The sequence below is a fragment of the Mucilaginibacter sp. JRF genome, from assembly GCF_015223065.1.
Taxonomy (GTDB): Bacteria; Bacteroidota; Bacteroidia; order Sphingobacteriales; family Sphingobacteriaceae; genus Mucilaginibacter.
This window is the reverse complement of record NZ_JADFBY010000001.1, coordinates 1-22,133: the sequence shown is the minus strand read 5'-3', so window position 1 is coordinate 22,133 and position 22,133 is coordinate 1. Positions and strand designations below refer to the sequence as shown.

The window sequence follows — 22,133 nt, the reverse complement described above, 5'->3', positions numbered from 1 at the left end:
CATGCCTTTACGGGCATAACAATTCCATTTATAGTTTTGATACCAAGCAACCATCCTGCCGGCTGGTTTAACAGGCTGCGTAAAGCGCTGACCATTAGCGGCACTCTCATTGTTGGCATTGTACTGCTTTGCCAGCAGGCATTCGCGCAAAATTACCGGGTAAACGGCCGGGTTACCGACCACGCCGGGCAAGCCCTGCCTGCCGCCGTTGTGCAACTGAAAAGCACCGGGCAATCTACCATTACCGACTCTGCCGGGTACTTCAGCCTTACCGCTCCCGAAGCAGGGAGCTATCAGTTGCTGGTATCCAGCATCGGTTTTAAAACCGAAAAAAAGTCGGTTAAAATAAGCAGTGAACCCTTAACCATAACCATTGTACTCCACCCGCAAAACCATGAGTTGGAGGAGGTAATGGTGCAAGACAGGTATGCCGCGCAGCGCAAGCAAACCGAATCGCTAAATGTGGAGGTAGTTAATGCCGATTTTATACAGCGCAATCTGGGTGGTAGTTTAATGGCTACCATGTCGCGCCTGCCGGGGGTTAAAACCATCGGTATAGGTTCGGGGCAATCAAAGCCGCTTATACGTGGGCTTGGTTTTAATCGTGTGGTGGTAGTTGATAAGGGCGTAAAGCACGAAGGCCAGCAATGGGGCGCCGATCACGGCCTGGAACTTGACCAGTTCGCGGCCAATGAGGTTGAACTGGTAAAGGGCGCGGCATCGTTCATCTACGGCTCGGATGCTATTGCCGGGGTTATCGACGTGAAGCCTGTTCCTCCGCCTACGCCTAACTCTTTAGGCGGCACGGTTGATATGATCGGCAAAACCAACAATAACCTGTTCGGCACCTCGGTAAACCTGTATGGCCGCAAGCAAAAATGGTTTTTCGATTCGCGCTTTACCTACCAAAACTACGGCGACTACACCGTACCTACCGACAGGGTTTACGTGTACGATTATGCCGTTAAACTACGCGATAACCAGCTACGCAACACCGCGGGCCGCGAAACAGGGCTGCATTTTAATACCGGTTATGTTGGCGAGAAGTTCCGCTCTATATTCTATGTATCAAACGTTTATACCCGCAGCGGCTTTTTTGCCAACGCGCACGGTTTGGAGCCACGCTGGGTTGATACTTTGCTGCACGATAGATCGAGCCGTGATATACAGTTGCCCAGCCAGGAGGTTAACCACTTTAAGTTGATTAACCGCAGCCAGTACCAGGCAGGCAAACACTTGCTACAGGCCGAGGTGGGGTATCAGCACAATTTTAGGCAGGAGTTTAGCCAGTACGTTAACCACGGCTACATGCCGGCGGTTTATCCTGATAGTATGCGTGTTTCGGCTGACCTGGAAAGGGAGTTTGACAAACGGGTATACTCGCTCAACCTGCGCGATCAGGTTCAGTTTGGCGATCATGAACTCACCTTTGGCATTAACGGCGAACATCAGGATAACAACATTGGCGGCTGGGGCTTTTTGGTTCCAAAGTTTGATCAAACCACCGCCGGGGCCTTTGTGTACGATAAATTCAGGCTGAATGATGAGGTTTTGCTGCATGGCGCTTTAAGGTATGATCATAGCCAATTAAGCACATCAAGCTATACGGATTGGTTTGAAACCGAGGGCGAAAAACTTACCCGTGCCAATGCGCTTACCCGCAGCTTTAACAGCCTGGTGTGGTCGGCCGGGGTAAACTACACACCCGAGGGGCACTTTAGCCTGAAAGCAAACATTGGCAAAAGTTTCAGGATGCCGATAGCCAAGGAACTGGCGGCCAATGGCGTTAACTACCATTACTTTAGTTACGAGCGTGGTAACCCGGCGCTGGATGCCGAGCAATCGTACCAAGCGGATATAACACTGGGTTGGGACACCGAAAAGTTCTCGGTACAGCTGAGCCCGTTTTATAATTATTTCCCTAACTACATCTATCTCAACCCCACTGCCGAGCACGATTATTATTACGGCGCGGGCAACCAGGTATTTGTATATGCCCAAAGCCGTGTTGCCCGCTACGGCGGCGAGTTGCAAATGCGCTACCTGTTTACGCAGGAGCTAAGCTCGGAGATATTAGCGGAGTATCTGTATTCCAGGCAACTATCGGGCGATAAAAAGGGTTATACCCTGCCCTTTTCTCCGCCGCCATCGGTATTGCTTAATCTTACTTATGAGCCGCATCATATTGATAGGTTGAAGCATACCTACTTCTCGGTTGATTACAGCATTACCGGCGCGCAAAACAACATCGTACCACCCGAGCTGAAAACCCCGGGTTACCAGGTATGGAACATTCAGGCCGGTACCAAACTGCGCTTTAACAAAAGGCCGCTAACGGTAAGCCTGCAAGTGCAAAACGTGTTTAACACGCGCTACCTCAACCACACCAGTTTTTACAGGCTTATTCAACTGCCCGAAGCCGGGCGCAACATCATCCTGTCGGTAAAGATACCGTTCGGTACCGGCTCAAATATTTAACAAGCATTTATTCACCCAATTTATTAATAACGTAAAACATGAAAACAACAAAACAATTGATCTGCCTGCTGCTTGCAGGTGTAACTCTGTTCTCGGCCTGCTCAAAGGACAATGACGAAACTCCTGCTGGCGCGCCAACCATTGAAGGTTTGGAAGTTGGCAGCGGTAACAACCTGATTGCCCACCCGGGTAACGACCTGCACATTGAGGCACAGGTAACCGCGCCCGGTAATGTTAAGGACATTGTATTGGAGATTCACCCCGAAACCGGCAGCGGCTGGGAGGTGAACACCACCTATACCGATGGCTACGCGGGCACCAAGAACACCGAATTCCATGAGCATATTGATGTACCTGCCGATGCTGCAACCGGCCACTACCACGGCCACCTGAAAGTAACCGACCAAAACGGCCGCGTTACCGAAGCTGAGTTTGAACTAAGCGTTGAAGCTGACCCTACCCTGCCATCAGTAACCGGGTTTGAGGTTGGTTATGGTAACGACTTGCATGTAGAGGCTACCGTTAACGCGCCTAATAAAATAGCGCAAATAGCGGTTGAGGTACATGGCAATGGTTTTGAAAAAGAGGTGGTTTATACCGATGCCGCCATGGTTGGCCAAACTACCTACAACCTGCACAAGCACGTTGATGTTGCCGCAGCACCTGCCGGTCATTACCATGTGCACCTGAAAGTGGTTGACCAGGCGGGTAAGGAGATCGAGTTTGAAGAACATTTTGACAAACCCTGATCTGCATCAGCCTTAAATATTAACATATAATTTTAAAACCACGGGCGGGCCAAAATTGGCCTGCCCTTAATTGCTTTATAACCCAATGAGGAATTTTATAAAACACACGACCTGCCTTTTAACGGTGATAGCGCTCGCGGCAGGTTGCAGCAAAAACAATGATGAACAGGTTGATACCGAATACCCGGTGATCGATCTGTCGGCAAGTAACGCGTTCCCGCAGCAGTGTGGTGTGGTTAAACGTGGCGAGAGCTTTACCTTTCGGGCTAAGTTGAGCGATAACATACAGCTGGGATCGGTAAGTGTGGATATACATAACAACTTTGACCACCACAGCCACAGTACCGAGGTTGAGGAGTGCCAGATGGAGGCTGTAAAAACACCGGTAAACCCATACCTGCTTATCCGCAGCTTCCCGATTGCCGGGGGCTCAAAGGAAGTGGAGATCAACCAAACCATTGCCGTACCTGCCGATGTTGACCCCGGCGATTATCATTTCCTGATACGCCTTACCGATAAGGAGGGCTGGCAAACGCTTAAAGGCATCAGCATAAAAATTCAGTAAAAAGCAAATCGCCTTATAACATTATGCTATAAGGCGATTTACTTTATATCGTTATTATTTACTACCGCAGATCAACCACCTCAACACCGGGATATTTTTTAGGGTCGAAGCTAAAATAAGCATCGGCAACAGGGGCGTTGGGTGTGGTGGTTTTGAGGGTATAGTTGTAGCGTGAGCCATTGCGATCAAACACCAGCACATTATATATCTGCTTTTTAACTTTGTCTATCATCAGCCTGATCTTGAAGAACTGGCTTTTTTCGGCTTCGGGGGTCAAATCAATAACCTGGTAGATTTTACCGCCCTGCTTTTGCAGGCCGTTGTATACATATTTATAGCCTTTCTCGTAAATGGTAAATATTTGCGCGGGGTTAAAGGCATCATCGCCCTGGCCTGCATCATTTACCTGTACCTCTTTTTCATCAACCATATAGCTCCACTGGGTTTTACCATCGCTGATGATCTCCTGATCAATAACCTGTTTCTTTCCGTTGGTTTGGTATAAACTCACCCTGAATTTATTGCCTTGTATTTTTGATACCAGTGTACCGGTTTGTGTATTCATCACTCCGGCTTGCTTGTTATCAACGGTTAATACAAAATCTGTTTTTATGGATGAGTACGAGCGGTATTTCTTGCTCAATTCGTTTAATATAACTTTAGCATCGCCATCCTTTTGGGCAAAAGCGCCATAAACCTGGCCGGTGATAAGCAATGCAAGTACGATCAGTTTTTTCATGTATATATTTTAGTTATACCCTAACACAAATTTGCCTTAGGGGTTTTAGCTTTTAGAGTGATTATTGTGTCGATGGTTTAATTACTTAACGGTTAGCTTCAGTTCGGCCTTAATGCGTTTTGATGGTTCGCGCGGTGAGAGCAGGAATAGCAGTTCATCCAGTTTACCGGCTTTCCAGGTGGCCAGCATATCGTCATAATAATAACTCCCCGGGTTACCCGATTGCCCACCCGGAATAATACCATAGCCCTTTACCTGCGGCCCGGTTTGCACCACCATTCGCCATGATGGGCCGTGCCCGTCAACCAGGGCATTAACGGTTAAACCCGTGCCCGGTGTTGCAAAATTGCCCGAGCCAAGGCCATCCAGCCCGGCAAGGTGTGCTACCTCAAACGGTTTAACCTGCGCCCTTGTCCAGCTTTTGCCCGGCTTACCATGCAGGCGCACCAAATCATCAACAGTAAGTATAAAGGCCCGGTTAACTACATCGGCAGCGGTTTCAACAACCGGGGTACGCTCATTATCAAACCATTTTGATTGGGGTTGTTTGATGAGCAACTGCTCGGTAATATCGCGGTTGGGTGTGCGTAAGGGAATCTCGCGGTTGTTAAACTGATCGTTCCAGGTCAGGGCCATGAACTTGCGCCACCAGCCATCAAAAATGCTTGGCCCTGCCGAGTTTACGGCGTAATGCCTGTCCCATTGTTTCAGTATTTGGTAGGCTTCCATCTGGGCGTCATCCAGCTTGGTAGTATCCAGGTAGGTTAGCATGCTACCCAATACATCCTGCGCCACTATGCTGTAATCATCCAACTGTAGCAGGCGCAAACTATCAACGGTGGCCTTTTGCATAACCCCCAACCTATCATTAATGCGCTTGCCACGCTCGTAACCGCCAAACTGCCAGTTCATATAATACGGGTAAGTTTTATCGGTACTGAACTGGTTTGCCGAGCTTACAAAACCACGCGGCGGGTTTTTAACCGTTGGATTATGGGTATAAGGAATAAAGCCATGCCAATCGTTCCCGGCATCGCTGCCATCCATAATGTATTTGCCCTGCTCGGCATACTTAAGCGGAATTTTGCCATTAGGTGTTATGGCGATATCCTTGTTAACATCAGCAAAAATAAAGTTCTGCGCCGGTGCCGAGTAGTATTGCAAGGCCTTACGGTAATCGGCATAATTAGCGGCGCGGTTAAGCAGGTAAAAGGTCTTGAACTCGTCCGACTCATCATGCGCTATCCACCGCAGCGCATTACCTACGGGGATATATTCCGGCGCCTGCTTGTTCTTTTTATCGGCACTTTCATAAACTACCGGGCCGTGGTGGGTGTATAAAACGGTATCGTAAATGGTGGGTTTGCCTTTAACGGCTATTTCCTCAATGCGGCGGGTTACTTTATTCCAGCGGTTTTTGTACCAGTATTCGGTCTTTTTAGCATCACGAAATTTTATCTGATACCAATCCAGCACGGCGGCATCAACATTGGTTACACCCCAGCTCACCTTATTGTTAAAGCCGATAACCACACAGGGCGCTCCCGGTAATGATACGCCGTAAACATTTACCCCCGGCGCGCTCATTTGTATTTGGTACCAAATGGAGGGAAAGGTCAGGTTCAGGTGCGGATCATTAGCCAGAATAGGATAACCATTGGCCGATTTACTGCCGCTGATAGCCCAGTTGTTACTGCCAATGCCTTCTACCTTTTGCTGCGGTTTTGCGGCGGCATTAATTTGCGCTACAAAGCTTTTTGAGGGCTGCGGTACGGTAAGCGGTTTAAAGTTCCATTTTGTACCCGCGGGGATGATGGGTTCATCGTGCACCGGCCTGTCGGGGAACAGTTCACGCATTACATCGGCACCAAAAAGCTGTAATGTGTTGGTCATGGCAAACTGATCAGACCCACCCGCTAAGGTTTGCGACATCAGCTTTAATAAAAAAGCGCAGTTAATAGGTTTCCAGGGTTCGGGTTTGTAGCCCATCAGCTTAAACTCAAGGGGGTAATCCTTTTCTTTTAAACCGGCTATGTGAGCGTTAATGCCTTCGGTGTAAGCGTTGATCACCTTGCTCATTACGCTATCCTTCATGATGCATTTGAGCGTATTTTCGGCACCGTAGGCCATACCCATGCGGCGTGCGGTACGGTCGCGCTCCAGGGCCTTATCCCCCACAACTTCTGATAACCGGCCGGCCGCGCTGCGGGTTTGGATATCCATTTGCCACAGTCTGTCGCGCGCGGTGATGTAGCCCTGCGCATAATACAGGTCGTGGCTGTTTTTAGCGAAGATGTGCGGTATGCGGCGCTCATCAAACTTAATGGTTACCTCATCGGTAAGGCCGGGCAGACTCAGCTCATCATTGCCTATCTCGGTACGGCTCTCGGCATTTTGCCAAAAACCGCTTACCGGGTTAAGCAAATTACCCACCGGCGGAATATCGCCAAAATTAGTTTGCAGCGCCCATAGCAGGCCAACGGTTACAGCGAGTGAAAGTAAAGCTTTAAAAAACTGCATCAGGTATGTTGTAAAGGCTAACTAAAGATACTACTTCCTGTTTATGCCTACGCTTTTTACGCGGTTTTTTGTTTTTGTTCTTTGATCTGTTACGGCGAAAGTTCCACGGTTCAACCGGGTTTTCATCCTGCCATAAACCTAAACGGTTTTCACGGGCATATTGTTCAAGCCCGGCCAGCTCAGGGTCTTTCGAGTAGGCTTTATACTCCCACGCGTAACCATTTCTTACCAACTCATGGTTCAGGTTGCGGCCATCGGGCAGTATTACATAGGCTACCGTACGCCCGTAACGGTCCTTATCGCTGCCATTAAGCGTAACATTTTGGCCAAAGCATAGTTGCGCCGTGTATTGCCTGGCCGCGGTGCCAAAGTCCTGGGCCTTCTCGGGGCAGTCAATACCCGCAAGGCGCACGGTTATATTTTGCATATCTCGGCTTAATATCTCAATGGTATCTCCATCCTTTATCTTGATAACCTTGTAGGTATCTTCGGGCATAGGGTCGCAACCGGCAAGGGCTACCAGGCAGAATATGATGAGCAGGCGTATCTTTTTCATAGCATTTAAAGGGGGGCTAAGGTAGTGAATAGTGATTAGAGATTGCTGGTTGGAGATTAGTGAGCGGTTAATGGTGAGTGATGAATAGTGAGCAGTGAATGGTTAGTGTTTAGTATTTGATGGTGAGTAGTGAGTTTTCTTTTAGGGTTTGAAACGTGGGAGTAAACACACGAATCATTCAAAAAACATATCTTAGCGATGCGATACAAAATACCCCCAATCTGTCATGAGCGATCATAAACTCACCATATACCAGCTGCTGCCGAGGTTATTCGGTAATGCCAATACCACGCGCAAATTTTACGGTTCGATACAGGAAAACGGTTGCGGCAAGCTGAACGATATTAACGAAAAGGCGCTCATCGAGATAAAGAAAATGGGGTTTACCCATGTTTGGTATACGGGGTTAATTGAGCATGCCACCATGACCGACTACTCGGCCCACGGCATAGCGCCCGACGACCCGGATGTGGTGAAAGGTCGTGCCGGTTCGCCGTATGCCATTAAGGATTATTATGATATTGATCCCGATCTGGCGGTTAACGTACCCAACCGTGTGCAGGAGTTTGAGGAACTGATAGCACGAACCCACACATCCGGCTTAAAGGTAATTATGGATTTTGTGCCCAATCACGTAGCCCGCACCTATCACTCGGATATGAAACCCGACGGTGTGCGCGATTTTGGTGAGGATGATGATAACACGGTAGCCTTTTCGCCCGCTAACGATTTTTATTATATACCGGGCCAGCCGCTGGTTATTCCGGGTGGATATAATCCCGGCGGAGATGAATTTACCAGCGAGCTAAAGGATGGCCGCTTTGACGAAAACCCTGCCAAAGCCACCGGCGACAATGTTTTTAATGCCTACCCATCCATCAACAACTGGTTTGAAACCATCAAGCTGAACTACGGCGTTGATTACGTTGCCGGATATAAAACTTACTTTAACCCTGTGCCTCCATTGTGGCATAAAATGCTGCACATACTATCGTACTGGGCCGACAAGGGTATTGATGGTTTCCGTTGCGATATGGTGGAATACGTGCCCTTTGAGTTTTGGGGCTGGCTGATAGCCGAAATGAAGCAGCGCTACCCCAACGTGATATTTATTGGCGAAGCTTATAACCCGCATGAGTATTATAACTACCTGTTTAATGGCAAGTTTGATTATTTGTATGATAAGGTGGGGCTGTACGATGCTGTAAAACGGCTAACGCGTAACGAATGGCATTCATCAACCTGGGATATTAATGCCGTGTGGAACCACCATAGCAAGGGTTTTGACGAGCGTATGCTACGCTTTATGGAAAACCATGATGAGGAGCGCATTGCCTCCGCCCCTTTTGCGGGCGATGCCTGGCTGGCCGTGCCGGGCATGATAGTAAGCGCTACGCTTTCAACCGGTCCGGTGATGATCTACTTCGGGCAGGAGGTTGGCGAACCGGCACATGGCGCATCGGGCTTTAGCGGTGATGATGGCCGTACCACCATATTTGATTACTGGGGTGTGCCCGATCACCAGAAATGGGTGAACAACCACGCTTACGACGGCGCTCAGCTACACGAAAGCCAGGTACATCTGCGCCAATTCTACAGCAAATTACTCAACGCCGTGCGCGATAACGAAGCCCTGCGTGAGGGGGAATTCTATGAGCTGATGATGGCCAACGAGCATCAACCGGGCTTTAGCAACCGCCTGTATATTTACCTGCGCTATACAGCCAATGCCAGTGTACTGGCAGTAGTGAATTTTAACCGCCACACGGTTGATTTAACGGTAAAACTACCGCATGATATTATAGAAAACCTCAACATACCGGCTGAAGTTAATTTTGAGGATATACTTACCGGCAAACATTTTAACAGCGCCGATATACAACAAGGCCTGCCATTAAATATACCGGCCATGCAAGGATATTTGTTAGCGTTTTAACATTACTTATTGGTTTTCCATTTAATGGTTTGAGTAGCGAAAAGCGGTTTCATCTCGCCGGTTATGCCCTCAACAACTATACGGTAATCTTTAATAGATGTTGAGGTGATAGGCACTTCAACATAGGCATCGCCTTTTTCATCAGTATAAATATTAGGCTGCCAGTAAACAGTGGTACTAAAGCCATCAATATTGGTCTTATCAAATTCGAGGGGAACGGAGATATTTTTAACGATCTTATTTAATGGCTCCCGGGGCTTTAGCAACGGCTTTACACAACCCCAATAAGTAGTAGGCCAACCCTGATAAATATATTCAACACCTATTTGCGGCCTAACTGCCTCAGGTGGCGATGGCACATGCATCAGGCAGTTTAACCAATTGAACTGGCACACATAGTCGGCACAATCAATGGGGTAATCAGCCTTGGCCTTGGCTATTCGTTCCATGCGGTCCATCGTTTTTACAGCAGTAACATTTACTACTTTTAATGCAATTACATCCTTTAAACCCGCCAATGGCTTTTCGGCGGCGGCATAGCTTATGGTATTGGGTTGCATTAAATTATAAAAACCACCTATCACTTTTTTATCGAATGCGCCGGCATAGTCTTTTACCTCGATGGTGTAATCGTATTTTATCCTGCTTTCTAAAAAAAGATTGTTGCTGCCATCGTGCGTAGTGATCAACATTTCTGCCGGAATTGAAAACCTGCCATTGCGGTCTAACTTAATGATCTGTAAGCCCTCGGAGTTCTTTAAAAAGATATTCTTTATTTTGATGGGCTTATTTTTTTTATGATGCACAACACCCCATACACCCGAGGTGTTACTGTAAGTGCTTATACTGCCACGCGGGTTGTAGCTCAATATATCATTCCAACTATGTAATGTATTGGGCCTTGCCGATGCGGGGTTTATAGATCTGTAACTGTTAGTATCAATAACCTGCTTAGCCACAACAGCTACCGACAGATTGCCCGGCAATGACTTATCCTGATTTGCTGTAGCTAATTTAATGGCCATAAAGCTTTTACCATCTTTATCAACCTTGGTTACCTGCATATTAAGCACGTTACTGCTGTTGGCTATTATTTGCTCGGCAACCAGCTTGCTTTGCGTATTAAACAACGCCAAACTTAGCAGCTGGCTGTTGGTATTTACGGCCGGTATAGCTACCACCAGCGAATCCTGCCCCTCAAAATTTAGCATCCGGCTCCAAAGTATATCCCGCTCCGAGCGGAGTATGATGGCAAGCTCATCCGGCGAATTGCGTTTGTTGATGATAGCAACACGGCCACCATCCTTTTGCATTACATTCAGGGTATAACCCGCTGGGTTAACATCAATTTTTAAGGGGAATAACTGCTTTTGATCTTGCTGCTGTACCAGCAGTGTATACGTATTTGCTGCCTGTGCATTTAATTGCAAAGCCCCCTTACCTTTTACTGCGGTTACGTTTTGTTTAATAGCATTATTTTGCAGCAACGTTAGTTTCGCGTTAGCGGGTTCGCCATTCAAATCAGTAACATCAAAGTTTATTCGGCATGGAACACCGGCAATGCAACCCTGCCCGTTGATGTTGTATGATAGATGAAAATATTCGCTCCTTTTAGGTAAAACATAACTCAGCCTGCTTTCAGTTTTACCTTTATTAAACAGGATGTTGAGTGTTAAGGGGGCATCGGCTTTTAAGTGTTTGGCCGGTAGGTTAAACATAGCGCCCCCAATGTTATTGGTGTTGGTTTTGCCTTCAAACAGTACATTGTTTGCACTATCTAACAATACATAGTTGCATTTAGCATCAGCAATGCTTACCCCATCACGTGTTAGCTTACAAACTACATCAACATCCTTACCTTGCGATAAGGCGGCAGTATCAGCCAAAAATGCCGTAGCTTCCAGCGCTATGGATGAATTATCAACCACCGTTATCTCCCGGTTAAAAACCTCACGGGGAGAGAAGTTGATCATTTTATCGGTATAGGCATACAGGCGGTATTTGCCCTCGGTCAGGTCATCGGGCAGGGTGATGTTGCCATGTGCCCTAACATCATACATGGCGAATTCCTTTTTCATCACGGGCTGATTGTTCTGGTCAACCAGGCGTACATAAAGCACTTCATTTTGCAGGGTGGTATCGCCGGTCAGGTAAGCTTTAAGCCAAATGATCTCACCGGGCACGTAAATGTTCTTATCGGTATGCACATACAGCCCGAAACTTACATTCTCGCTGAAATAAGCATTCATTTTGGCGAACAGGTCGTCCTCAATACTAACCCGTTTATGGCTAATAAGTGTTGTTAACGAAATAACAAGGCACAGGCATAACAAGGCTGATCTTGCTTTCATTGGTGGTATAGGTAGCGTGATGGTTTATAATTGGCGTGTTATGATAAAGTTAGGAATAATGATCCATAAAATGCAACCATCTTTTTCATTGTTTATTTGGCTACTCATCACACACAAAACACTACCATAATAATATCTTAAAATTGTATTAACTGTAAGCCAAAAAATTTAATTGATTGCCCCCAAAATTTAGGGTTAAGCGTATAAAACCCTATATTGCGATTAAGTTATGCAATCAGCATTTTTGTAGCACTTACTAATTGATTTAAATGGAAGATAACATACTTAACCCGAAAGAGATACTTAACGATTTTGTTGAGGAGGAAGAAGGGTTCAGGCACCTTAACAACCCCGCCGACGGCATTAAGCCCATTACAAAAAAATATTTGGGAGTACCTACTCATGGCGTAGGCTCGGGCAGTAAATATTACTTTACCGATGGCGATGCCAAGGTTGAACTGATAGTAGTAACCGAAGAAATTATGCGTGTGAGGCTTGCCCCGCACGGAGTTTTTCTGGAAGATTTCTCGTACGCGGTACCTAACCTTAACCCTAAAAAAATACCGGTTGCTTTTACCGAGGATGATAAGGAGTTTCGCGTATCAACCGAGAAGGTAAACTGCCACATTCGCAAGGCCGACTTTTTTATATCATTCTCTGACCATAACCACGTAATTACCAGCAGCGATGCCAAGGCCATGCACTGGGAGGAGAACACCCAGTTTGGCGGTTACTACGTATTCAGCACCAAGGAATGCCACCCCGACGAAAACTTTTTTGGCCTGGGCGATAAACCTACCGAGCTTAACCTGCGCGGTAAACGCCTGATGAACTGGAATACCGATGCCTACTCGTTCGCCTGGAACCAGGACCCGCTGTACCGCAGCATACCTTTTTACATCAGCGTAAATGAGGGCATTGCGCACGGTATTTTCTTTGACAATACCTTTAAAGCGCACTTTGATTTTGGTGGCGAGGATAAAACCAAAACCAGCTTTTGGGCTGATGGCGGCGAAATGCAATACTACTACATTCACGGCCCGCACATGATGGACGTAGTGAAAAGCTACCACCTGCTTACCGGCACCCACCCTATGCCACCACTTTGGGCATTAGGCTACCACCAGTGCCGCTGGAGCTATTACCCTGAAGCAAAATTCCGCGCGGTGGCCAAAGGTTTCCGCGAAAATAAGATACCATGCGATGCCATCTATCTGGATATAGATTATATGGATGGATACCGCTGCTTTACCTGGAACCGTCGCTACTTCCCTGATCCGAAGAAGATGATTGCCGACGCGGCCGAAATGGGCTTTAAAACCGTGGTTATTGTTGACCCGGGCATACGCGTTGATGATAACTACCCAGTGTTTAAGGAGGGTAAGGAGAAGAAATATTTTTGTCGCCGTTGCGATGATTACTTTATGGAGGGACATGTTTGGCCGGGCCGTTGCCAGTTTCCTGATTTTACCAACCCCGAAGTACGCGAGTGGTGGGGCAGTTTGTTTGACGAACTGATTGATTACGGCGTTGCCGGTGTTTGGAATGACATGAACGAGCCTGCCGTTTTTGGTTCGGGCACCTTCCCTGCCGATGTAAGGCACGATTATGATGGCTACCGAGGTTCGCACCGCAAGGCACATAACGTATATGGTATGCAAATGGTACGCGCCACTTACGAGGGTATGCGCAAAATATTAAAGAACAAACGCCCGTTCACCATTACCCGCGCGGGTTACTCAGGCCTGCAACGTTACGCCTCGGTATGGACGGGTGATAACGTAGCTTCATGGGAGCATTTGCGCTTGGGCAACATACAATGCCAGCGCTTGTCTATGTCGGGCATACCGTTCTGCGGTACCGATATTGGCGGCTTTAGCGGCGAGCCTGATGGCGAATTGTTTACCCGCTGGATACAGCTGGGATCGTTCTCCCCTTTCATGCGCGCCCACTCTGCCGGTGATACCAAGGAACGTGAACCATGGAGCTTTGGCGAACCATTCACGGCCATTAACCGTAACTTTATTGAGCTGAGATACCGCCTGTTGCCGTATATGTATTCGGCATTTTGGGAGCATCACCGTTATGGTTTCCCTATACTGCGCCCGGTGGTAATGCAGGAGCAGGATGTGCTGAAAAACCACTTCCGCCAGGATGAGTTTACCTATGGCGATAAGATACTGGTTTGCCCGGTGCTTGAGCCAGGCCAAAAAAGCCGCAAGGTGTATCTGCCTAAAGGCAAATGGTACAACTTTTGGACCAACGAGGTAGAAACAGGTGGTGACGAGGTTGAGGTACCAACTCCGTTGGAAACCATCCCGATTTTTGTTAAGGCCGGTTCAGTAATACCTGAATACCCGGTGATGCAATACGTAGGCGAAAAACCTATTGAGGAAGTTAAACTGAATGTTTACTACAGCGATTACGAAGCCAACTCTTTCTTCTTTGAAGATCATGGCGAATCATTCGCTTACGAGCAGGATATTTACTCCGAGAAAAAGTTTGTAGTTAATGGCGACGAAAGCTCGTTAACCCTTAATCAAAGTATGGAAGGTTTGTACACTCCACGTTACGATGGCTACCACTTTAAGGTGATTGGCCTGCCGTTTGTACCTACCCGCATCACCATTGATGGTAAGGAGATAACTGATTTTGTGATCAACAACGAAAAAGTTTTAGAATTTAAATACACTAAAACTTTCAATGCTTTACAAATAAGTAAATAACAATATCAAATAAGTGAAAAAGCCGGTATTAACCGGCTTTTTTTAATTATAAGTGGTTTATTTATCCGCATTGTTAAAATGTAATATCAATGTATAAATAGCCTTTTAAAACATTATGGCATAATATTAGTTGATTAATATTGTTTAATATTTTTATCACAAAATAATATACCATGAAACTAACATTAACAGCAATCCCGGTACTGCTTTTCGCAGCGGTAATTGGCCAGGGTTGTGTAAGCAGCAAAAAATACAAACAGCTGCAAACAGATTATAACCGTTTGGATAGCAACACAAAATCCATGCGTGTAAAATACCTCACTACTGAGCGTAACCTGGCCGTGGCCACCAACAAGGTTGAAAACCTTACCGACCAGATCAATACCGAACGCGCCAATAATAGACAACTGCAATCGGCATTAGATAAGTGTTTAACCTCAAGCGGGCAGGGTAACCTCAACATATCAAAACTGGTTGACGAGATCAATGCATCAAACCGCTATATACAGCAATTGGTTAACGCCAAAAACAAAAGCGACTCGCTTAATATGGTGCTTACCAACAACCTGACACGCTCATTAAACCAGCAGGAAATGCGCGATGTTGATGTACAGGTACTAAAAGGTGTGGTTTACATCTCCCTGTCTGATAACATGCTGTACAAATCAGGTAGTTTTGAGATCTCTGATAAATCAAGCGAAACATTGAGCAAGATTGCCAAGATCATTAAGGATTACAGTAATTACGATGTGTTGATTGAGGGTAACACCGATAACGTGCCTATCTCGCAAAAAAACATACGTAACAACTGGGACCTGAGTGCCCTGCGTGCATCATCAGTAGTGCAGGCGCTGCAAAACAACTACGCGGTTGATCCTAAAAGATTAACAGCCGGTGGTCGTGGTCAGTACAACCCAATTGCTGATAACAATACCGAGGCCGGTAAAACCAAAAACCGCCGTACGCAGATCATCATTACACCAAAACTGGATCAGTTTATGGATTTGATAGGCAAAGCGCCTGATCAGCAAAATCAGCAAGGTACTACAACGCCTGCTACGCCTCAGCAAACACCGCAACAATAATTTAATTATAACGCGCTTATACAAGGAGTTATCTGCATAAACAGATAGCTCCTTTTTTATTTTAGGCATATACTATAAGGTATTAAAACAAAGCCCTTTTAAGTATGTTCAATTATGATATATTTGAGCATAAATCACTCCGCCTGTTACCGGGTATAACCGCCTTAAAAAGGCATTTTAATATGGCAAAGCAAACCAAGAGTACCGAAACCGAGATAACCGAAATTACTACCGAAAAAGTTAAGAAGGCAACAAAAGCAGGCGCCAAAGCCGCCCCTGTTAATGATGCTGAAACTACCGACGTTGCCGCGCCTAAAAAACCGGCAAAGGCAAAAAACGCCGCCATGCCCGATGTACCCGTACCGGCAGCTACGCATACCTTTAAAGCCGTAGAGCCATATAGCCGCTTTACGGAGTTTGATATATCACTATTCAGGGCGGGTAAGCATTACAAGCTGTACGAAAAATTTGGTTCGCACGTGGTGGAGCATCATGGTGTGGTGGGTACTTACTTCGCCGTATGGGCGCCAAATGCGCAGTATATTTCGGTAATAGGTAATTTTAACGGCTGGAACCGTGGTTCGCACCAGTTATTGGTACGTTGGGATAGCTCAGGTATTTGGGAGGGTTTTATACCCAATGTTGGCGTTGGCGAAACTTATAAATACTTCATCAAATCATCATCGGGCGAGGAGCTTGAAAAAAGCGACCCTTTCGCCCTGCGCTGGGAGTTACCGCCGCATACGGCATCTATAGTGGCCGATACTTATTATGAGTGGACGGATAAACAATGGATGACCAATCGCCATGAAAACAACGCGCTGGATAAGCCTTATTCGGTTTACGAAATGCACGTGGGGTCATGGGCACGCAGTCCTGAAAGTCCCGACGAGTTTTTGAGCTACACACAGCTGGGTGATAAGCTGGTGCCTTACTTAAAGGAAATGGGCTTTACCCACGTAGAGTTTATGCCGATAATGGAGCACCCCTATTATCCAAGCTGGGGCTACCAGGTAAGTGGTTACTTTGCGGCATCATCGCGCTATGGCACACCGCAGCAACTGATGGAGCTGATAGAGCGCCTGCACAACGAGGGTATTGGTGTTATACTGGATTGGGTACCATCGCACTTTCCGGGTGATGCGCATGCCTTGTACCGCTTTGATGGCTCGCATTTATATGAGCATGCTGATACCCGAAAAGGTTATCATCCCGATTGGAAATCGTTTATATTTAACTATGGCCGCAACGAGGTAAAATCGTTCCTGATCAGTAACGCGCTGTTTTGGCTGGATCGTTACCATGCTGATGGTTTACGTGTGGATGCTGTGGCCTCAATGCTATACCTCGATTATTCACGCAACCACGGCGAATGGGAGCCTAACATTTATGGTGGCAACCAAAACCTCGAAGCTATAGCATTTCTGAAAGAATTTAACGAGGCCGTATACGCACACTTTCCGGATGTGCAGACCATTGCCGAGGAGTCAACAGCTTTCTCGGGTGTAAGCAGACCAACCTTTAACGGCGGTTTAGGCTTCGGCATGAAATGGATGATGGGCTGGATGCACGATTCGATAAAATACTTTTCGAGCGACCCGGTGTATCGTAAGTACCATCACGGGCAAATAACCTTTAGTACCATATACGCCTTTACCGAGAACTTTATGCTGCCTTTCTCGCACGATGAGGTGGTGTACGGCAAGCAATCAATGCTGAACAAAATGCCGGGCGATGAGTGGCAAAAATTCGCTAACCTGCGTTTGCTGTACAGCTATATGTTTAGTCACCCCGGTACAAAGCTGCTGTTTATGGGGGCTGAGTTTGGTCAGGGTCGTGAATGGAATTATCAGTATTCACTGGATTGGCACGTGCTGGAATACGCTTGCCATCAGGGTGTAAAAGAAACCGTAAAGGCCCTTAACCACGTTTACCGCACCGAGCCCGCCCTGTACGAAAAAGCTTTTGACTGGAGCGGCTTTGAATGGGTAGATGGCGGCAATGCTAACGATTCGATATTGGTTTACGCCCGTAAGGGTCATGATCCGGCTAATGAAGTTGTTATTGTCTTGAACATGACGCCTGTTGTTCGCCATAATTACCGCATTGGCGTACCATCAGCAGGTACGTGGCGCGAGATATTTAATTCGGATGCCCAGGAGTTTTGGGGCAGCGGCTCAACCCATAATGGTGAGCTACACACCGAAGGTATTGCATGGCATGGCAAACCACAATCTGTAAACCTGGCCTTACCTCCATTAGGGGCGGTATATTTAAAAAGAGTAGGATAATTTCATCCTCTATATAACAAAAAGCGGATATTGCTGTTGAATTGCAGATATCCGCTTTTTACGTTTTATATGTTCAATATTATTTATTTAAGTACAGCCAACCATTTATTTACCGATTTTGAATTGGCCGAAATACTATCGGTTAGCAGGGATAATAATGTGGCTAATGAGCTTACGGGTATGCTGATGTACGCGGGTGGCACCTTTATGCAGGTGCTTGAGGGCGAGCGCGAAGCCGTAATGGCAACCTACCACAAAATACTGCTTGATGACAGGCACCGCAACGTGATAGAACTTGCCGCCGGTCCTTTACAAACCCGTAACTTCCCTGACTGGAGCATGGGTTTCGCATCCGTTAATGCTGATGTATTGGAGGAATTTGAGGGTTATGTTGACCCGCAAAGCCAAAGCTTTTTAAACAGTGAAAAAGTGAATGCCGCCATTATTATGCTCAAAGGCTTTGCCGAGAATAATAAGATGAATTGAGGCTGATAAGCTTAATTTTTATAATTGATCGTGAATTCCTGCACAGCTAATGTATCGCCTTGCTGTAGGTCACGCAAACTGCTTTTGTTTATTTCGTTGTATAATCCGCCTTGGGTTATGGAGAAATTATAACCATCACTACGTTTAATTTTATATAACAAGAAACTAAGCCTGAAGTTATTGTTGTTACCATAAGCTACCCTTACATCTTTTCTGCGCGGATCATATCCTGACGTCGCGTCAATTGGAATGATCTCTGATGTGTAGGCTAAATATGGGTCCATAGCACGCTCAATGCCTAAAAAAACCGGGTACTCTGAATAAAACAGAAATCTATCTCCTTTTCGTTGTACCGAATACTTTAGATTACTTGTGCCAAATGTTATGGTATCCTTACTTGAAAAAGTAATTATATCTACTCCGGGATTGTAATCCGCAACCGGATCAGACCATTGATTTGTGAACTGTTGAATAACTGATTTATTCTTAATTTCTGCACCTCCTGTGGTATATAAACGTATATCACCTTTTTGAGAGATCTTTACTCCCTTCAATACATGCGGAAAGCTCTCAATGTCATCCTTTTTACAGGCTGATAATGCAACAAAGAATGCGAGGATATAAAATATGCGTAGTTTCATGTGATATGTTTAAGCGGCGGCAAATATAACATAATTGTTATTTCAAATTAACTGCTATGGCAATGCTGTTTATACTCATTTAAGTATTTTTGTTGTACATGAAATACTTTTTGGCCATACCCCTCATGCTGCTTTTTTTGAGCAGCTACGCCCAAACTGATACCACGCAGCAGATCATCGCCGGTCGTAAAAACAGCAAGGCTCAGCAAAAAAAGCCTTATGTTATACTGATATCATCAGATGCTTTCAGGTACGATTTCGCTAAGAAGTATAACGCGCAACACCTGCTTGCTTACAGTGATAGCGGCGTACGTGCCGATGCCATGATACCATCATACCCATCGCTTACCTTCCCTAACCATTACACCCTGGTAACGGGCATGTACCCGGCACATACCGGGTTGGTACATAATAACTTTTACGACCCGGCAACGAAAAAACACTATGACAATAGCGATAAAAAAGCCGTTGCCGATAGCTCATGGTATGGCGGTACACCGCTATGGGTATTGGCCGAAAAACAGCAGATGCTTTCAGCCAGCTTTTACTGGGTAGCAGCCGAAGCGCCCATACAAGGCACAAACCCTACTTACTATTACAATTACAACAAACAAATACCCATTAACACCCGCATACAAAAGGTTGGCGAATGGCTGCGGCTGCCCGAAGCTGAACGCCCGCACCTGATCACCTTCTATATGTCGAACGTGGATGATGCCGCGCACAAATATGGCCCCGACTCGAAAGAAGCAGGCGCGGCGGTACAGTATGTTGATTCGGTGGTGAATGAGTTGGTTAAGGTGAGTAAATCGACGGGACTGGATGTGAATTTCGTTTTCGTATCCGACCACGGCATGACCCGCGTTGACAACGAGCACCCTATACAATTACCCGCCATTGATACCTCAAAATTTGTTATTGCCGGTGATGGCATATTGGTTGAGTTGTACGCCAAACCCGGTGCCGATATACAAAGCACCTATAAAGCACTGAAAGCACAGGCAAAGGATTACCAGGTGATATTAAAGCAGGATATGCCCGCGCGCCTGCATTATGGCTCAAAGGATGATAAGTATAACCGCATAGGTGATATATTGTTAAAGCCCGACTGGCCGCACGTGTTCAAATACATAGGCAAGACAAACATTAACCCCGGCTGGCACGGGTTCGATCCGTTTTTGGTGAAGGATGTGCACGCCACCTTTATGGCCTGGGGACCGGCCTTTAAAAAGCACCAACAGATTAAGGCTTTCAGCAACGTAAATGTATATAACATCATCACCCAAATACTGGGCCTTATCCCGCAACAACAAACCGACGGCAACAACAAAATAGCCAATGAAGTGTTGTTGAATACAAAATGAATAACCCGCAAGTAAGTTACCTGTTAGCACGCCTGCCCATAGCCGTGAGTATGCTTGGCCATGGTTTGGCACGTATGCCCAAGCTCGATAAATTCAGCGGCTGGATGGTAGGTGAATTCAGCCAGTCGGTATTTCCGCAAGGTATGGTTCATGCCTTTGCTTATTTGTTGCCCTTTGCCGAATTATTGGTTGGTGTATTACTGCTTATTGGGCTGTTTACTCGTTACGCCATTGTTGGCGGGGCGGTAATTATGCTGATGCTCATCTTTGGCTCAAGCACGATTGAGCAGTGGAACAATGTTTTTATACAAATGCTCTACGGCTTATATTTCGCGGTTTTGTATTATTTTTTGCCTTATAACAGCTACGCCATTGATAGCACATTGCGCAAGCACTAAACATGGTTTAAGGCATCAGTAAACCGATTTTTTGAGCATCATTATCTTTCGCTTTTAATAAATTATTGGTATTTATTATCATTCTATATAATAGTATTTCATATTAGTTTTTAATGTTCTTAAGTTTTCTTAATAGATTAAAACATTTATCAATATGTAAATAAATACTATTATAATAAGTTTTTTACAAAAGTTTGGTGTATATTCTACACCATTTTATTAGATTTGCAGCTTAAGTAAGTTTCACTACTTACTAATGTGATAAGGTTTAGGTTTGAAGCCCCCAAACAGCGAGTGTAAGGGGGCTTTATTTTTGCCTTTCATCGTCAAAAAAAGCAGCCAAAAATCGGCATTGTCAATTCCATTAATAATTAGCATATTTGCACCGCGAAATAAAAACGCGGTACGGTCCCGTAGCTCAGCTGGATAGAGCAACTGCCTTCTAAGCAGTAGGTCTTTGGTTCGAATCCAAACGGGATCACTCATTGGGACAAACGAAACTCCTATCGTTTGTCCCCTTTGTTTTTACCTACCAAAAATCACTCATTATAAAATTACAATTATCTTTATTCTAACGGTTCAGCTTTTCAATCCTTAGCCATAGTCGTTACGCACAATTAAACTATTGATAACGATTCCAGAGGATGGTATTTTTCATTATATTGCCTTGAGAAACACGTAGTAAATCCTCTAGTAACGGATTAAAGACAGATAATTTCCATTCCTTTCTGATATTTTGATACCTTACAAGTCGGCCATGGAGAATATTGATCAATTTATTTCTGCTTTGCCAGAAATTGCTAAAGAACCATTAGCTGTTGTTGCCTACATTATCTTGTTGTTTGTTTGGCTTTTTGCTTATAATAGAAAAATCAAATCAAAAGATATTGTAAAAATTATTGATAGACTGCCGGAGAATGAGCGAGCGGAGTTTGCTAAAAAAGCCGGTTACAATTACGATGAAATATCTCAACTCAGTCATTCTCAACGTATGAAATATTTATCAAGAAAATATTTCTTGCTGGCCTACATCGTAACTTTAATAACTATAATAATAATCATTCTTTCAGCAATGCGTTATAATTCAAATGGGAAAGCAACTTCCATTTTGATTAGTACTATAGAAACCAAAAACAAACAATTTGAAGATAGTTTAGAAATAGAAAGACATCGATCAAATTATTACATCAGAAATATTGAGAAGTTATATGGGAAGACCTTAACCTTATCAATCGTCCAAAATAATAG

16 protein-coding genes and 1 tRNA gene are annotated in these 22,133 nt (G+C 45.5%); 12 read left to right on the top strand and 5 right to left on the bottom strand.

Features of this window, described 5'->3' with window-relative positions:
• Positions 1–36: 36 nt before the first annotated feature.
• From IM792_RS00085 to IM792_RS00075, 3 genes are all read left to right on the top strand, one after another.
• The gene (locus IM792_RS00085) at positions 37–2,478 is read left to right on the top strand and encodes a TonB-dependent receptor (RefSeq protein ID WP_228084862.1); all 2,442 of its coding nucleotides are present in this window, start codon (positions 37–39) and stop codon (positions 2,476–2,478) included.
• Positions 2,479–2,516: 38 nt separating this feature from the next.
• On the top strand, positions 2,517–3,227 hold the full coding sequence (locus IM792_RS00080; protein ID WP_194099648.1) for a DUF4625 domain-containing protein: 711 nt from the start codon (positions 2,517–2,519) through the stop codon (positions 3,225–3,227).
• Between the two features lie 85 nt (positions 3,228–3,312).
• Entirely contained in the window at positions 3,313–3,792 is a 480-nt protein-coding gene (locus tag IM792_RS00075) for a DUF4625 domain-containing protein (RefSeq protein ID WP_194099647.1), read from the top strand.
• A 61-nt stretch (positions 3,793–3,853) separates the two neighbouring features.
• Here the strand turns inward: IM792_RS00075 and IM792_RS00070 are convergent, their stop codons facing one another.
• The 3 genes from IM792_RS00070 to IM792_RS00060 form a co-directional block, all read right to left on the bottom strand.
• On the bottom strand, positions 3,854–4,531 hold the full coding sequence (locus tag IM792_RS00070; RefSeq protein WP_194099646.1) for an outer membrane lipoprotein carrier protein LolA: 678 nt from the start codon (positions 4,529–4,531) through the stop codon (positions 3,854–3,856).
• An 81-nt stretch (positions 4,532–4,612) separates the two neighbouring features.
• Positions 4,613–7,051: a penicillin acylase family protein gene (locus IM792_RS00065; RefSeq protein WP_194099645.1), complete on the bottom strand. Its 2,439-nt coding sequence runs from the start codon at positions 7,049–7,051 to the stop codon at positions 4,613–4,615.
• The gene (locus IM792_RS00060; RefSeq protein WP_194099644.1) at positions 7,038–7,607 is read right to left on the bottom strand and encodes a thermonuclease family protein; all 570 of its coding nucleotides are present in this window, start codon (positions 7,605–7,607) and stop codon (positions 7,038–7,040) included. The genes IM792_RS00065 and IM792_RS00060 overlap by 14 nt, the downstream gene beginning before the upstream one ends.
• A 226-nt stretch (positions 7,608–7,833) precedes the next feature.
• Here IM792_RS00060 and IM792_RS00055 point away from each other — a divergent pair, with 226 nt between their 5' ends.
• On the top strand, positions 7,834–9,543 hold the full coding sequence (locus IM792_RS00055) for an alpha-amylase family glycosyl hydrolase (protein WP_194099643.1): 1,710 nt from the start codon (positions 7,834–7,836) through the stop codon (positions 9,541–9,543).
• Between the two features lie 2 nt (positions 9,544–9,545).
• On the opposite strand, the gene IM792_RS00050 is transcribed toward IM792_RS00055, so the two are convergent.
• The gene (locus IM792_RS00050; protein ID WP_194099642.1) at positions 9,546–11,894 is read right to left on the bottom strand and encodes a hypothetical protein; all 2,349 of its coding nucleotides are present in this window, start codon (positions 11,892–11,894) and stop codon (positions 9,546–9,548) included.
• 269 nt (positions 11,895–12,163) lie between these two features.
• Between IM792_RS00050 and IM792_RS00045 the strand changes: the two genes are divergently transcribed.
• From IM792_RS00045 to IM792_RS00030, 4 genes are all read left to right on the top strand, one after another.
• On the top strand, positions 12,164–14,620 hold the full coding sequence (locus IM792_RS00045) for a glycoside hydrolase family 31 protein (protein WP_194099641.1): 2,457 nt from the start codon (positions 12,164–12,166) through the stop codon (positions 14,618–14,620).
• Positions 14,621–14,793: 173 nt separating this feature from the next.
• Positions 14,794–15,705: an OmpA family protein gene (locus tag IM792_RS00040; protein ID WP_194099640.1), complete on the top strand. Its 912-nt coding sequence runs from the start codon at positions 14,794–14,796 to the stop codon at positions 15,703–15,705.
• A 344-nt stretch (positions 15,706–16,049) separates the two neighbouring features.
• Complete coding sequence (glgB, locus tag IM792_RS00035; RefSeq protein WP_194100746.1) at positions 16,050–17,996, top strand: 1,4-alpha-glucan branching protein GlgB; 1,947 nt, start codon at positions 16,050–16,052, stop codon at positions 17,994–17,996.
• Between the two features lie 69 nt (positions 17,997–18,065).
• On the top strand, positions 18,066–18,482 hold the full coding sequence (locus IM792_RS00030) for a BLUF domain-containing protein (protein ID WP_194099639.1): 417 nt from the start codon (positions 18,066–18,068) through the stop codon (positions 18,480–18,482).
• An 11-nt stretch (positions 18,483–18,493) separates the two neighbouring features.
• Here IM792_RS00030 and IM792_RS00025 read toward each other — a convergent pair whose 3' ends face one another.
• Entirely contained in the window at positions 18,494–19,123 is a 630-nt protein-coding gene (locus IM792_RS00025; protein ID WP_194099638.1) for a hypothetical protein, read from the bottom strand.
• Positions 19,124–19,221: 98 nt separating this feature from the next.
• Here IM792_RS00025 and IM792_RS00020 point away from each other — a divergent pair, with 98 nt between their 5' ends.
• The 4 genes from IM792_RS00020 to IM792_RS00005 all read left to right on the top strand — a co-directional run.
• Complete coding sequence (locus tag IM792_RS00020) at positions 19,222–20,487, top strand: ectonucleotide pyrophosphatase/phosphodiesterase (RefSeq protein ID WP_194099637.1); 1,266 nt, start codon at positions 19,222–19,224, stop codon at positions 20,485–20,487.
• Entirely contained in the window at positions 20,484–20,885 is a 402-nt protein-coding gene (locus IM792_RS00015) for a DoxX family membrane protein (protein WP_194099636.1), read from the top strand. The genes IM792_RS00020 and IM792_RS00015 overlap by 4 nt, the downstream gene beginning before the upstream one ends.
• A gap of 407 nt (positions 20,886–21,292) precedes the next feature.
• Positions 21,293–21,366 (top strand) — tRNA-Arg (locus tag IM792_RS00010).
• Between the two features lie 276 nt (positions 21,367–21,642).
• On the top strand, positions 21,643–22,133 hold a 491-nt coding region (locus IM792_RS00005; RefSeq protein WP_194099635.1), incomplete at its 3' end, for a hypothetical protein.

What these genes read in the sequence shown, in the direction of transcription:
- IM792_RS00030 (WP_194099639.1), top strand. Translation starts at nt 18,066, where the DNA reads ATGTTCAATATTATTTATTTAAGTACAGCCAACCATTTATTTACCGAT.
- IM792_RS00065 (WP_194099645.1), bottom strand. Translation starts at nt 7,051, where the DNA reads ATGCAGTTTTTTAAAGCTTTACTTTCACTCGCTGTAACCGTTGGCCTG.
- IM792_RS00025 (WP_194099638.1), bottom strand. Translation starts at nt 19,123, where the DNA reads ATGAAACTACGCATATTTTATATCCTCGCATTCTTTGTTGCATTATCA.
- IM792_RS00070 (WP_194099646.1), bottom strand. Translation starts at nt 4,531, where the DNA reads ATGAAAAAACTGATCGTACTTGCATTGCTTATCACCGGCCAGGTTTAT.
- IM792_RS00015 (WP_194099636.1), top strand. Translation starts at nt 20,484, where the DNA reads ATGAATAACCCGCAAGTAAGTTACCTGTTAGCACGCCTGCCCATAGCC.
- glgB (WP_194100746.1), top strand. Translation starts at nt 16,050, where the DNA reads ATGCCCGATGTACCCGTACCGGCAGCTACGCATACCTTTAAAGCCGTA.
- IM792_RS00060 (WP_194099644.1), bottom strand. Translation starts at nt 7,607, where the DNA reads ATGAAAAAGATACGCCTGCTCATCATATTCTGCCTGGTAGCCCTTGCC.
- IM792_RS00040 (WP_194099640.1), top strand. Translation starts at nt 14,794, where the DNA reads ATGAAACTAACATTAACAGCAATCCCGGTACTGCTTTTCGCAGCGGTA.
- IM792_RS00020 (WP_194099637.1), top strand. Translation starts at nt 19,222, where the DNA reads ATGAAATACTTTTTGGCCATACCCCTCATGCTGCTTTTTTTGAGCAGC.
- IM792_RS00080 (WP_194099648.1), top strand. Translation starts at nt 2,517, where the DNA reads ATGAAAACAACAAAACAATTGATCTGCCTGCTGCTTGCAGGTGTAACT.
- IM792_RS00050 (WP_194099642.1), bottom strand. Translation starts at nt 11,894, where the DNA reads ATGAAAGCAAGATCAGCCTTGTTATGCCTGTGCCTTGTTATTTCGTTA.
- IM792_RS00075 (WP_194099647.1), top strand. Translation starts at nt 3,313, where the DNA reads ATGAGGAATTTTATAAAACACACGACCTGCCTTTTAACGGTGATAGCG.
- IM792_RS00045 (WP_194099641.1), top strand. Translation starts at nt 12,164, where the DNA reads ATGGAAGATAACATACTTAACCCGAAAGAGATACTTAACGATTTTGTT.
- IM792_RS00055 (WP_194099643.1), top strand. Translation starts at nt 7,834, where the DNA reads ATGAGCGATCATAAACTCACCATATACCAGCTGCTGCCGAGGTTATTC.